General features: G+C 73.0%; 11 protein-coding genes. All 11 read left to right on the forward strand.

From position 1 onward, the window contains the following. A partial coding sequence (locus JFN87_RS09105; RefSeq protein WP_209339426.1) for an ABC transporter permease occupies positions 1 to 805 on the forward strand: 805 nt, incomplete at its 5' end. Further along, positions 781 to 1581 (forward strand): ABC transporter ATP-binding protein, encoded by an 801-nt coding sequence (locus JFN87_RS09110; protein WP_209339427.1) that lies wholly within the window; start codon positions 781 to 783, stop codon positions 1579 to 1581. The genes JFN87_RS09105 and JFN87_RS09110, both read left to right, overlap by 25 nt. Then, positions 1581 to 2906, forward strand: a complete 1326-nt coding sequence (locus JFN87_RS09115) for an LLM class flavin-dependent oxidoreductase (protein ID WP_209339428.1) — start codon at positions 1581 to 1583, stop codon at positions 2904 to 2906. The genes JFN87_RS09110 and JFN87_RS09115 overlap by 1 nt, the downstream gene beginning before the upstream one ends. A 66-nt stretch (positions 2907 to 2972) precedes the next feature. After that, positions 2973 to 3404 carry a response regulator gene (locus JFN87_RS09120; protein ID WP_209339429.1) on the forward strand — a complete coding sequence of 144 codons (432 nt, stop codon included), beginning with the start codon at positions 2973 to 2975 and terminating at the stop codon, positions 3402 to 3404. 151 nt (positions 3405 to 3555) lie between these two features. Next, positions 3556 to 4587: an ArgS-related anticodon-binding protein NrtL gene (gene nrtL / locus JFN87_RS09125; RefSeq protein WP_209339430.1), complete on the forward strand. Its 1032-nt coding sequence runs from the start codon at positions 3556 to 3558 to the stop codon at positions 4585 to 4587. 14 nt (positions 4588 to 4601) lie between these two features. After that, complete coding sequence (gene lysA / locus JFN87_RS09130; protein ID WP_209339431.1) at positions 4602 to 5972, forward strand: diaminopimelate decarboxylase; 1371 nt, start codon at positions 4602 to 4604, stop codon at positions 5970 to 5972. A gap of 111 nt (positions 5973 to 6083) precedes the next feature. Further along, positions 6084 to 7376, forward strand: a complete 1293-nt coding sequence (locus JFN87_RS09135; protein WP_209339432.1) for a homoserine dehydrogenase — start codon at positions 6084 to 6086, stop codon at positions 7374 to 7376. Positions 7377 to 7382: 6 nt separating this feature from the next. Beyond that, complete coding sequence (thrC, locus tag JFN87_RS09140) at positions 7383 to 8474, forward strand: threonine synthase (protein WP_209339433.1); 1092 nt, start codon at positions 7383 to 7385, stop codon at positions 8472 to 8474. Positions 8475 to 8753: 279 nt separating this feature from the next. Continuing rightward, on the forward strand, positions 8754 to 9671 hold the full coding sequence (gene thrB / locus JFN87_RS09145; protein ID WP_209339434.1) for a homoserine kinase: 918 nt from the start codon (positions 8754 to 8756) through the stop codon (positions 9669 to 9671). 403 nt (positions 9672 to 10074) lie between these two features. After that, positions 10075 to 12204 carry a transcription termination factor Rho gene (rho, locus tag JFN87_RS09150; protein WP_209339435.1) on the forward strand — a complete coding sequence of 710 codons (2130 nt, stop codon included), beginning with the start codon at positions 10075 to 10077 and terminating at the stop codon, positions 12202 to 12204. 190 nt (positions 12205 to 12394) lie between these two features. After that, a complete protein-coding gene (locus JFN87_RS09155; protein ID WP_209339436.1) occupies positions 12395 to 13453 on the forward strand; it encodes an LCP family protein in 1059 nt (352 codons plus the stop codon). The last annotated feature ends 117 nt before the right edge of the window (positions 13454 to 13570 follow it).

Genomic DNA, 13570 nt, shown 5'->3' on the forward strand with positions numbered 1-13570 from the left:
GGCCGGGCACGGCGCGCCCGCCACCCGCAGGCGGCGGCTCGCGCCCGGGAAGGGCCTTCCGTTCGGGCGGCTCATCGGGCCCGTGCTCGTCGTCGCCGTCTGGTGGGCCGCCTCCGCGCTCGGGCAGCTCGACCCGCGCATCCTGTCCGGGCCGGGCGACGTCCTGTCCACCGCGGGCGACCTGATCGCCCAGGGGCGGCTGCAGAGCAACGTGCTCGTCTCGCTGGAGCGCGCCGGGCTCGGGCTGCTGTTCGGGGTCGCCGCCGGCGTGCTGCTCGCCCTCGTCGCGGGGCTCAGCCGCACCGGCGAGTACCTCGTGGACGGGCCGCTGCAGATCAAGCGCGCCATCCCGTCGCTCGCGCTGCTGCCGCTGATGATCCTCTGGCTCGGCATCGGCGAGTCGATGAAGGTCGTCGTCGTCGCGCTGGGCGTCGCGGTCTCCGTCTACGTCAACGTCCACACCTCCCTCACCTCGATCGACGGCCGCTACGTCGAACTCGCCCGCGTGCTGCGGCTCAGCAGGTGGCAGTTCGTGCGGAAGGTCGTCATGCCCGGCGCGCTGCCCGGGTTCTTCACCGGGCTGCGGCTCGGTGTCACCTCGTCCTGGCTCGGCCTCGTCGTGGTCGAGCAGATCAACGCCACCAGCGGGATCGGCTACATGATGTTCCAGGCCCAGCAGTACGCCCAGTCCGACGTGATCATCGTCGGCCTCGTCGTCTACGGCGTCTTCGGGTACGTCACCGACGCCGCCGTACGCGCCGCCGAGAGGAGGGCGCTGTCATGGCGACGCACCCTGGCGGGCTGACCGCCCCGCAGCGGCCCGCGCCCGCGCCCGCGTCCTTCGCCCTGCGAGCCGAGCAGGTGGTGCGGCGCTACGGCGACCGCGTGGTGCTGCACGGCATCGACCTGACGCTGGAGCCAGGCGAGTTCGTCGCGCTCCTCGGCCGCAGCGGCTCGGGCAAGTCCACGTTCCTGCGCGCGGTCGCCGGCCTCGACGACGGCGTCGCCGGCTCCGGCGTGCTGGACGTGACCGAGCGCGTGTCCCTCTCCTTCCAGGACTCGCGCCTGCTGCCGTGGGCGCGCGTAGCCGACAACGTGGCACTCGGGCTCACCGGGCCCGACCCCCGCTCGCGCTCCCTGACGGCGCTCGCCGAGGTCGGCCTCGCGGGACGGACACGGGCCTGGCCGCACGAGCTGTCCGGCGGCGAGCAGCAGCGCGCCGCCCTCGCGAGGGCCCTTGTGCGCGAGCCCGAACTGCTCCTGGCCGACGAGCCGTTCGGCGCACTCGACGCGCTCACCAGGATCAAGATGCACGCGCTGCTGCGCGAGCTGTACGAGCGGCACAGGCCCGCGGTCCTGCTCGTCACCCACGACGTGGACGAGGCCGTCGAACTCGCCGACCGCGTCCTCGTCCTGGACGAGGGCCGCATCGCGGTCGACCTCGCCGTCGAGCTGCGCGCCCCGCGCTCGCGCCGCGACCCCCGCTTCCAGAACCACCGCGACACCCTCCTCGCCGCCCTCGGTGTCGCCGGCCAGGCGCCCGCGTCCGACGGCCCCGACCTCCCGAAGGAGACCCGCTGATGCCCGAGGCCGAGCGATCCCGTCTCCATCTCAACGCGTTCCTCATGTCCACCGGGCACCACGAGGCGTCGTGGCGCCTGCCCGAGTCCGACCCGTACGCGAGCACCGACATCGAGCACTACAAGAACCTCGCCCGCATCGCGGAACGCGGCCGCCTCGACTCGGTCTTCCTCGCCGACAGCCCCGTCCTGATGGGCGACCCGGGGCGCCGCCCGGCGGGCAAGCTCGAACCCACGGTGCTGCTCACCGCGCTGGCGGGCGCCACCCGCCGCATCGGCCTGATCGCCACCGCGTCGTCGAGCTACAACGAGCCCTACAACCTCGCCCGCCGCTTCGCCTCGCTCGACCACGTCTCCGGCGGCCGCGCCGGCTGGAACATCGTCACGACGGCCGGCGGCGACGCCGCACGCAACTTCGGCCTCGACGACTCCCCGCCGCACCGCGAGCGCTACGAGCGCGCCGCCGACTTCGTCGACGTCTCGAAGAAGCTCTGGGACAGCTGGGCCGACGACGCCATCGTCGCCGACAAGGAGCGCGGCGTGCACGCGGACCCCGCGCGCGTGCGCGGCGTCGACCACGCGGGCCCCTACTTCCGCGTCGAGGGGGCGCTCAACGTCCCCCGCTCGCCGCAGGGCCACCCGCTCCTCGTCCAGGCGGGATCGAGCGAGGACGGCAGGGACTTCGCGGCCCGGTACGCGGAGGCCGTCTTCACCGCGCAGCAGTCGCTCGACGAGGCGATCGCCTTCTACCAGGACGTCAAGCGCCGCGCCCTCGCGCTCGGCCGCGACCCCCAGGCCGTCAAGATCCTGCCGGGCATCGTCCCCGTCCTCGGCGACACCGAGGCCGAGGCGCTGGAACTCGACGCCGAGCTCGACCGGCTGATCGTCCCCGAGTACGCCAAGCGGCAGCTCGCCAGGACCCTCAGGCTCGACCCGGCGGCGCTCGACCTGGACGGCGAGCTGCCGGACGGGCTGCCGGAAGAGGACGAGATCGAGGGCGCCAAGAGCCGCTACACGCTCGTCGTCGACCTGGCGAGACGCGAGCGGCTCACCGTCAGGCAGCTCATCGGCAGGCTCGGCGGGGGCCGCGGCCACCGCACCTTCGCCGGGACACCCGTCCAGATCGCGGACACCATTGAGGACTGGTTCGCGCGCGGTGCGGCCGACGGCTTCAACGTCATGCCGGCGGTGCTGCCCTCGGGCCTCGAAGCCTTCGTGGACCGCGTCGTCCCGATCCTCCAGGAGCGCGGCCTGTTCCGCACCGAGTACGAGGGCACGACGCTGCGGGACCACTACGGCCTCGCGCGTCCCGCCGACCGGTTCTGAGCCGGTCGCGGAACCGAAACCGGCAAAAACCAGACGCGGCGCGCGGGCACGTCCTACTCTCTAGTTGTGTCAGGCGAGTTCGGAAGGGTGCTCGTTGTCGACGACAACCGAGTCATCCGGCAGCTGATCAGGGTCAACCTCGAACTGGAAGGTTTCGAGGTGGTGACCGCCGCCGACGGCGTCGAATGCCTGGAGGTCGTGCACCGGGCCGCCCCGGACGTCGTCACGCTCGACGTCGTCATGCCACGTCTCGACGGGCTGCGGACGGCGGCCGTCCTGCGCGCCGACCCGCGCACCAGCCACCTGCCGCTCGCGCTCATCAGCGCCGGCACCCAGCACGAAGCGGAATCCGCGCGCGGCGCGTCCGTCGACGCCTTCCTGGCGAAGCCCTTCGAGCCGGCCCAGCTGGTCCGCCTCGTGAGACGGCTGGCGGGCGCGGGCGAACGCGCGCGGCCCGTGTGCCACGGCGCGACACCCGCCCCGCGCGCCCGCGGGTGAGAAACGCGCGGGTGAGAAACGCGCGGGTGAGAAACGCGGGGGTGAGAAACGCGGGGGTGAGAAACGCGGGGATGGCGGACGCGGGGATGGCGGACGCGGGGATGAGAAACCGGCTGGCGGGCCCCACCCCGTCCTCCCATACGCTTGTCCCGTGACCCCCGCCGAGCTCTCCCTCACCGTCCGGCACGCCGTGTGCCGCGCGGTGCGCGACGGCGAGCTCAGCGTGACGGTCCCCGACCGCGTACGCGTCGAGCGCCCGCGCCCCGGCGGCTGCGGCGACTGGACGACGAACGCGGCCCTGCGCCTCGCCGCAGAGGCGCGGCGTGCCCCGCGGGAGGTCGCCGAGGTGCTGGGGCAGCGCATCGCCGGCGCGCACGGCATCGCCCGCGTGGACATCACGGGCCCCGGCTTCCTGAACGTCACCCTCGCCGCCCCCGCCGGCGCGCACGTGCTCGCGCGCATACGCGCCGAAGGCGCACGCTACGGGCACGGGGACGCCCTGGCCGGCCGCCGCTACCTGTTCGCCCCGGCGACCGAGGCGCGCGCCGCGGGGAGGACGGACGCCATCGACGGCCTGCAGCGCGCCCAGGGCGCCGACGCCGGCGTCGCGCCCGGCGGCACCGAGACCGTGCGGGTCGTCCCGGCCCCGGCGGGCGGACACGTCACGCTCGGCCGCGACGCCGAGCAGTGGGCCCACCTGCGCCCCGCGGCGCACGACCGCCCGCGGCCGGGACCGCACCTGCTCGTCCAGCGCGAGACCAATCCGCTGTTCACCGTCCGCTACGCGCACGCCCGCACCCGGGCCGCGCTGCGCGGCGGGCGCGCCCTCGGCCTCACCCCGGCCACGGGCCCGGAGACGCCGGCCGCCACACCGGACGGACAGGCCGCCACCCCGGAAGGGCCCGCCGGCGACGCGGCCCGTACGCTGCTTGACGTTCTCGCGGACCACCCCCGCGTGCTCGCGGCCTCCGGCCACCACCGCGCGCCCGACCGGCTCGCGCGCCATCTCGAAACGACGGCGGACACCGTCCTGCGCTGCCTCGCGGACCGCCCTCCGCTGCCCGTCGGTGACGAGAAACCCTCGGCCGCCCACCGCACCCGGCTCGCCCTCGCCGAAGCCGCCGGGACGGTGCTGGCCGGCGGCCTGTCCCTGCTCGGCATCGACGCACCCGAACACCTCTGAGAGAGCCACCAGCAATGACCCCTCCCGCTCAGCACCCAGGCACCCAGCCGTCCGAGGCCGCCGCGCCCGCCGACCTCAACGCACTCGACGACAAGGTGTGGTCGCGCGGCGTCCGCAGGGGCGATGACGGCGTCGTCTCCGCGGACGGCATCCCCGTCACCCGCATCGCCGAGGAGTACGGCACGCCCGCGTACGTCATGGACGAGGCCGACTTCCGCGCACGCTGCCGCGCCTGGAAGGACGCCTTCGGCCCCGGCGCCGACGTCTACTACGCCGGGAAGGCGTTCCTCTCCCGCGCCCTGGTGCGCTGGCTCACCGAGGAGGGGCTGCACCTCGACGTGTGCTCCGCGGGCGAGCTCGCGACCGCGCTGTCCGGCGGCATGCCGCCCGAGCGCATCGGCTACCACGGAAACAACAAGACGTCCGACGAGATCGACCGCGCCGTCCACGCCGGGGTCGGCAGGATCGTCGTGGACTCCTTCCAGGAGATCGCCCGCGTCGCGCACGCCGCACACCGCCGCGGCGTCCGGCAGAAGGTGCAGATCAGAGTCACCGTCGGGGTGGAGGCGCACACCCACGAGTTCATCGCCACCGCCCACGAGGACCAGAAGTTCGGCTTCTCGCTGGCCGGCGGGCAGGCCGCCGAGGCGGCCCGGCGGATCCTCGGCCTCGACAGCCTCGAACTCACCGGGGTCCACTCCCACATCGGCTCGCAGATCTTCGACATGGCCGGCTTCGAGGTCTCCGCGCGACGCGTGGTGGAACTGCTCGCCGGCATCCGCGACGAGCACGGCGTCGAGCTGCCCGAGATCGACCTCGGCGGCGGCCTCGGCATCGCCTACACCCCGGCCGACGACCCCCGCGAGCCGCAGGAGGTCGCCAAGCGCCTGGCCGAGATCGTCACCCACGAGTGCGAGAACGCGGCGCTCGCCACCCCGCGCATCTCGGTGGAGCCCGGCCGCGCCATCGTCGGGCCCACCACGTTCACGCTGTACGAGGTGGGCACGGTCAAGCCGCTCGAAGGGCTGCGCACGTACGTGAGCGTCGACGGCGGCATGTCCGACAACATCCGCACCGCCCTCTACGACGCCGAGTACAGCGTCTCCCTCGTCTCGCGCCGCTCCGACGCCGAGCCGATGCTCGTACGGGTCGTCGGCAAGCACTGCGAGAGCGGCGACATCGTCGTGCGCGACGCGTACCTGCCCGGTGACCTCGCCGCGGGCGACCTGATCGCCGTACCGGCCACCGGCGCGTACTGCCGCTCGCTCGCCAGCAACTACAACCACGCGCTCAAGCCGCCGGTGCTCGCCGTGCGCGACGGCGAGGCGCGGGTGATCGTCCGGCGCGAGACGGAAGAAGATCTTTTCCGTCTGGACGTCGGTTGACGAGACAAACATCTCGGATTCTGGACAGCGGCCGGAAACTTCCGTCCGGTGCGTGAGACTGGTGGACATCCCCGCCCCTGACCGCGGGGCACGACGAAAGGCGTAGGTCGGATGATGCGTACGCGTCCGCTGAAGGTGGCGCTGCTTGGCTGTGGCGTGGTCGGCACAGAGGTGGCCCGCATCATGACGACGCACGCCGACGACCTCGCGGCCAGGATCGGCGCGCCGCTCGAACTCGCCGGCATCGCCGTGCGCCGCCCCGGCAAGGTGCGCGACGGCATCGACCCCGGTCTCGTCACGACCGACGCGACGGCCCTGGTCAAGCGCGGCGACATCGACGTGGTGATCGAGGTCATCGGGGGCATCGAGCCCGCGAGGACGCTCATCACCACCGCCTTCGAGCACGGCGCGTCCGTCGTGTCCGCCAACAAGGCGCTGCTCGCCGAGGACGGCACCACGCTGTACGACGCGGCCGGGCGCGGCGGCCGCGACCTCTACTTCGAGGCCGCCGTCGCCGGCGCCATCCCGCTGGTGCGCCCGCTGCGCGAGTCCCTCGCGGGCGACCGCGTCGACCGGGTGCTCGGCATCGTCAACGGCACCACCAACTTCATCCTCGACCGGATGGACACCGCGGGCTCCGGCTACTCCGAGGCGCTCGACGAGGCCACCGCGCTCGGCTACGCGGAGGCCGACCCGACCGCCGACGTCGAAGGGTTCGACGCGGCCGCGAAGGCGGCCATCCTCGCCGGCATCGCCTTCCACACCCGCGTCCGCCTCGACGACGTGCACCGCGAGGGCATCACCGAGGTCACCTCGGCCGACCTCGCCTCCGCGAAACGCATGGGCTGCACCGTCAAGCTCCTCGCCATCTGCGAGCGCGCCGCCGACGGCAGGTCCGTCACCGCGCGCGTCCACCCGGCGATGATCCCGCTCAGCCACCCGCTCGCCTCCGTGCGCGAGGCGTACAACGCCGTCTTCGTCGAGGCCGAGGCCGCGGGGCAGCTGATGTTCTACGGCCCGGGCGCCGGCGGCGCGCCCACCGCGTCCGCCGTGCTCGGCGACCTCGTCGCCGTGTGCCGCAACCGGCTCGCCGGGGCGACGGGTCCCGGCGAGTCCGCGTACACGAGGCTCCCGGTCAGCCCCATGGGCGACGTGGTCACGCGGTACCACATCAGCCTCGACGTCGCCGACAAACCGGGCGTGCTCGCCCAGGTCGCCACGGTCTTCGCCGAGCACGGTGTCTCCATCGACACCGTCCGCCAGAAGGGCAAGGACGGCGAGGCATCCCTCGTCGTGGTCACACACCGCGCGCACGACGCCGCCCTCTCGGGCACCGTCGAGGCGCTGCGCGGACTCGACACCGTGCGCGGTGTCGCCAGCATCATGCGTGTTGAAGGGGAGTAGGGACCCATGACCATCGCAGTCGACCGAGGCCCCGCACAGGGCACCCACCAGTGGCGCGGCATCATCGAGGAGTACCGCGACCGGCTTCCCGTGGAGGCGGGCGCCGAGGTCGTCACCCTCAGGGAGGGCGGCACGCCGCTCGTCCCCGCGCAGGTCGTGTCCAAACTGACCGGCTGCGAGGTGCACCTCAAGGTCGAGGGCGCCAACCCCACCGGCTCCTTCAAGGACCGCGGGATGACCATGGCCATCACCCGCGCCAAGGGCGAGGGCGCGCAGGCCGTCATCTGCGCCTCCACCGGCAACACGTCCGCGTCGGCCGCCGCCTACGCCGTACGGGCCGGCATGGTCTGCGCCGTCCTCGTGCCGCAGGGCAAGATCGCGCTCGGCAAGATGGGCCAGGCGCTCGTGCACGGCGCGCGCATCCTCCAGGTCGACGGCAACTTCGACGACTGCCTGACGCTGGCTCGCTCGCTCGCCGACAACTACCCGGTCTCCCTGGTCAATTCGGTCAATCCGGCCAGGATCGAGGGGCAGAAAACGGCGGCCTTCGAGATCGTCGACGCGCTCGGCGACGCCCCCGACCTGCACGTCCTGCCCGTGGGGAACGCCGGCAACATCACCGCGTACTGGAAGGGGTACAAGGAGTACGCCGCCGAAGGACCCGCCACCCGCACTCCGCGCATGTGGGGCTTCCAGGCATCCGGGTCCGCGCCGATCGTGCGCGGCGAGGTCGTCAAGGAGCCGCACACCGTCGCCACCGCGATCCGCATCGGCAACCCCGCGTCCTGGCAGTTCGCGCTGGACGCGCGCGACGAGTCGGGCGGTGACATCGACGAGGTGACCGACCGCCAGATCCTGCGCGCCTACCGGCTGCTGGCCGCCCAGGAGGGCGTCTTCGTGGAGCCCGCGTCGGCCGCGTCCGTCGCCGGCCTGCTGAAGGCCGCCGAGGAAGGACGGGTCGACCGCGGCCAGCGGATCGTCTGCACCGTCACGGGCAACGGCCTCAAGGACCCCGACTGGGCCGTCCAGGGGGCGCCGCAGCCCGTCACCGTACCCGTCGACGCCGCGGCCGCCGCGCACCAACTCGGCCTGGCCTGACGGCCGGCGCCACGGCGCGGTCCGACGGCCGCCGCCACGGCCCGGGCGCACGGTGCCGCGTGCGACACGCACCGTGCGCCTCCCGTGCGCCCTGTGTCGCGACGCATCCTTCCTTGGGTAGGGTGGGGGGACCCACCCCGCCGCACACGCCGCGGTGTTGCCGCGCGCGCGGCGGCCGTTCCGAGCGGGTGTGCTTCCACGCGCCACACGAGGAAGCACGCAACCGATCCCCGCAGGTACAACCGATCCCCCGCAGGTACAAGGAGAGTCGTCCAACCGATGGCCGGTCCCGCCTTCCGCGCCGCCGCCGTACGGGTGCGCACCCCCGCAACCAGCGCCAACCTCGGCCCGGGCTTCGACGCCTTCGGCCTCTCGCTGGGGCTCTACGACGACGTCGTCGTGCGCGTCGCCGACACGGGACTGCACGTCGACATCGCGGGGGAGGGCGCCTCGTCACTGCCACGCGACGAGAGCCACCTGCTGGTACGCGCGCTGCGCACCGCCTTCGACCTGCTGGGCGGGCAGCCCAGGGGACTTGAGGTCGTCTGCGCCAACCGCATCCCGCACGGCCGCGGCCTCGGCTCGTCCTCGGCCGCCATCTGCGCGGGGATCGTCGCGGCCCGCGCCGTGACGATAGGCGGCGACGCCAGGCTCGACGACACGGCCCTGCTCGAACTCGCCACCGAGATCGAGGGCCACCCGGACAATGTCGCGGCCTGCCTGCTCGGGGGGTTCACACTCGCCTGGACGGAGAACGGGGCCGCGCGCGCCATCAGGATGGATGCCGCGCCCTCCGTCGTCCCCGTGGTGTTCGTGCCCGACGCGCCGGTGCTCACCAGGACCGCGCGCGGCCTGCTGCCGCGCACGGTCCCCCATGTGGACGCGGCGGCCAACGCGGGCCGCGCGGCCCTGCTGGTCGAGGCGCTGACGCGCCGTCCGGAGCTGCTGCTGCCCGCCACGGAGGACCGCATCCACCAGGAGTACAGGCAGCCCGCGATGGAGCAGAGCCTGGTACTCGTCGACAGGCTGCGCGGGGACGGCGTCCCCGCCATGATCTCCGGCGCGGGGCCCACGGTCATCGCGCTGGTCGAGGACGATGCGGCCGACAAGGTCGCACGGCTGGCGGGCGAGGGATGGGCCGCGAACCGGCTCTCCCTCGACGCGGCGGGCGCGAGCGTCCTGCCGCTCGGGTCCTAGCGGGCCCGGTATTCCGGGATCGCGATTGCCGGTGAGTGAGAGGGGGAATGTTTGTTGGTGCCGGTAGTGTTAACCTCAATACAGCACCCGGAGCCGGATACGGCTCGGTGCTTTGCGTCCCCAGTCGGGACCACCCGTTCATCCGGGAGCCTCCTCAACTGCCCGCGCAGCCTGCCTGAGCAGTTTTGAGCACGCACCGGAGCCGGTACGACCTTCCACGCTTTCCCCCGCAGTGGGGCGAGCAGGGAGCCTCGGGCCGGAACCCATGGCACGCACGCAAGTTTCCCCGCCGTACCCGGCGGGACCACCGTCCCGACACGGTCAACAAGCCAGGACCGTTGTCGGACAGCACAACCGGTCGCCGAGCCAGAAGGCCGACGTCCGCTCCAGGGAAGGACCCTTCGTGAGCGACACCACCGATCTGATGGGCGTGTCTGCCGACGACAACGTCGACACGACCGCGCCCGCCGCAGGTGCTGCCTCTGGCACCACCGCACGGCGCCGCCGCTCCGGCACCGGCCTCGACGGCATGGTCCTGGCCGAGTTGCAGCAGGTCGCGTCCGGCCTCGGGATCAGGGGCACCGCGCGGATGCGCAAGAGCCAGCTGATCGAGGTCATCAAGGAGGCGCAGGCCGGCGGCGGCGCTCCCGCGGCCAAGGCCGCGGACGCGGGCGCCGAGACGAAGCCCAAGCGCCGCGCCACGTCCCGTACCCGTACGGGCGAGTCCGACGGCGCCGCGGCGGCCGACGCGGCGCAGCAGCAGATCGACATCCCCGGCCAGCCGGCGAGCGACGAGCAGCCCGCGGGCGGCGAGCGCCGCAGGCGCAGGGCCACGGCCCCGGCCGGCGCCCCCGAGCAGGGCCAGGACGGCAAGGCGGAGCCGCAGGGCGACGCCAGGGCCGAGGCCGCCGTGTCGGCGCCCGAGACGGACGGCCGGCAGGGCCGCGGCGAGCGCCAGGAGCGCGGCCAGGCAGGCCAGGGCGGCCGCGACGGCCAGCAGGACCGCCAGGGCGGCCAGGGCGGCGGCGACGGACGCCAGGACCGGCAGGGCCGCGGCGAGCGCCAGGAGCGCGGCCAGGCAGGTCAGGGCGGCCGTGACGGCCGTGACGGCCAGCAGGACAACCGTCAGGGCGGCCGCGACGGCGGTCAGCAGGACAACCGGCAGGACCGCGGCGACCGCAGGGACGGCCGCCAGGGCCGCAGGGGCAAGGGCGGCGACGACCAGGGCGGCGGCGGCCAGCAGGGCCGCAGGGACCGCCAGGGCGGCGGCCCGCAGGACGACTTCGACGAGGACGGCGGCGGCCGCCGCGGCAGGCGCGGGCGCTACCGCGACCGCCGCGGGCGCAGGGGCCGCGACGACTTCGCGAGCGAGCCGCAGGTCGCCGATGACGACGTCCTGATCCCCGTCGCGGGCATCCTCGACATCCTCGACAACTACGCGTTCATCCGGACCTCCGGCTACCTGCCGGGCCCGAACGACGTCTACGTCTCGCTCGCTCAGGTCCGCAAGAACGGCCTGCGCAAGGGCGACCACGTCACCGGCGCCGTGCGGCAGCCGAAGGAGGGCGAGCGCCGCGAGAAGTTCAACGCGCTGGTCCGCCTCGACTCCGTAAACGGCATGGCGCCCGAGTCGGGCCGCGGCCGCTCCGAGTTCCAGAAGCTGACGCCGCTCTACCCGCAGGACAGGCTCCGCCTGGAGACCGACCCCGGCGTGCTGACGACGCGGATCATCGACCTCGTCGCCCCGATCGGCAAGGGCCAGCGAGGCCTGATCGTCGCCCCGCCGAAGACCGGCAAGACGATGATCCTCCAGGCCATCGCCAACGCCATCACGGTCAACAGCCCCGAGTGCCACCTGATGGTCGTCCTCGTCGACGAGCGTCCCGAAGAGGTCACCGACATGCAGCGGTCGGTGAAGGGCGAGGTCATCTCCTCGACCTTCGACCGCCCCGCCGAGGACCACACCACGGTCGCGGAGCTCGCCATCGAGCGCGCCAAGCGCCTCGTGGAGCTCGGCCACGACGTGGTCGTGCTGCTGGACTCCATCACGCGCCTGGGCCGCGCCTACAACCTGGCGGCGCCCGCCTCGGGCCGCATCCTGTCCGGTGGTGTCGACTCGACCGCGCTCTACCCGCCGAAGCGCTTCTTCGGCGCCGCGCGCAACATCGAGGACGGCGGCTCGCTGACGATCCTCGCGACCGCGCTGGTGGAGACGGGCTCCCGGATGGACGAGGTCATCTTCGAGGAGTTCAAGGGCACCGGCAACATGGAGCTCAGGCTCGACCGCAAGCTCTCCGACAAGCGCATCTTCCCCGCGGTGGACGTCGACGCGTCCAGCACCCGCAAGGAGGAGATCCTGCTCAGCTCGGACGAGCTGTCCATCGTCTGGAAGCTCCGCAGGGTGCTGCACGCGCTCGACCAGCAGCAGGCCATCGAGCTCCTGCTGGACAAGATGAAGCAGACGAAGTCGAACGCGGAGTTCCTGCTGCAGATCCAGAAGACCACCCCGATGCCGGGCAACGGCAACGACTGACGGGCAGGTCGCACGGCACACACGGGTGCCCCCTCGCGCTTCCACAGGCGCGAGGGGGCACCTTTGTGCGACCCTTTGGTGAGCTGGATCTCGTGACAACGGCACAGGAGGACCACGCGGCAAAAGGACGCGTGCCGGGCCCCGGGCCACGGCAGGGGCGGCACGACCGGGCCGACAGCCGAGGGAGACCATGACCGCCGACCGGAGCAGCCGACGCCGCACGCTCAAGGGCGTCATCTGGACTCTCGTCGTGCTGGTCGCCGTCATCCTGGGCGGCCTCGGATACCTGTACGCCCGCCTGAACGGCAACCTCAGCGGCATCAACATCAACGCCCAGCTCGGCGACCACCGGCCGCGCAACGTCGACAACGGCTCCGAGGACATCCTCGTCCTCGGCTCCGACTCGCGGGCCGGCGCGAACGCGAAGTACGGCAAGGCCTCGGGCGCCCGCTCCGACACCGCGATGGTCGTGCACGTCTACCACGGCCACAAGAAGGCCGCAGTCGTGTCCATACCGCGCGACACCCTCGTCCACCGGCCCGCGTGCGCGGCGAAGAAGGGCGGCACGGCGCCGGCCGAGCCGTCCGCCATGTTCAACAGCGCCTACGAGGTCGGAGGGCCCGCGTGCGCCGTCAAGACCGTCGAGCAAATGACGGGCATCCGGATGGACCACTACATCGAGGTCGACTTCACCGGCTTCAAGAAGCTGATCAACCAGCTCGGCGGAGTCAAGGTCACGACGACGAAGGCCATCCACGACAAGGACAGCCACCTCGACCTGGGGCCCGGCACGCACACCCTCGACGGGGAGCAGGCCCTCGGCCTCGTGCGGACCAGGCATGCGGTCGGCAACGGCAGCGACCTCGGCCGCATCGAGCTGCAGCAGGCGTTCATGAAGGCGCTCATCCACCAGGTCAAGGGGGTCGGGCTGTTCAGCGACCCGAAGAAGCTGTTCGACCTGGCGGACACCGCGACGAAGTCCATCACGCCCGACTCGCAGCTCGACTCCGTCAACGAGCTGATCGGCTTCGCCGGAGGACTCCAGAACCTGTCCGCGAAGGACGTGACAATGATCACGCTGCCGGTGAAGTACGACCCGGCCGACCCCAACCGCGTGGTGCCGCTCCAGCCCGGCGCGGACACCGTGTGGAAGGCGCTGCGCGCGGACCGGCCCATCCCGCCCTCGGCCACCAAGCACTCCGCGGGCGACACGGGCGACGCGAGCGGCATTGTCAAGGCCGCGCCCTGAGCCCTCCCCGGGCACGTCCCCGCGCGGCCGGGAACAAGGACGGCGGGACTCCGGTTTTGGGAGATGCGGACAGTGCTGGCAGACTGGACCGCCGGTCCCGGTTCACGTACGCGCAGT

This window comes from Streptomyces montanisoli (assembly GCF_017813245.1).
Lineage (GTDB): Bacteria > Actinomycetota > Actinomycetes > Streptomycetales > Streptomycetaceae > Streptomyces > Streptomyces montanisoli.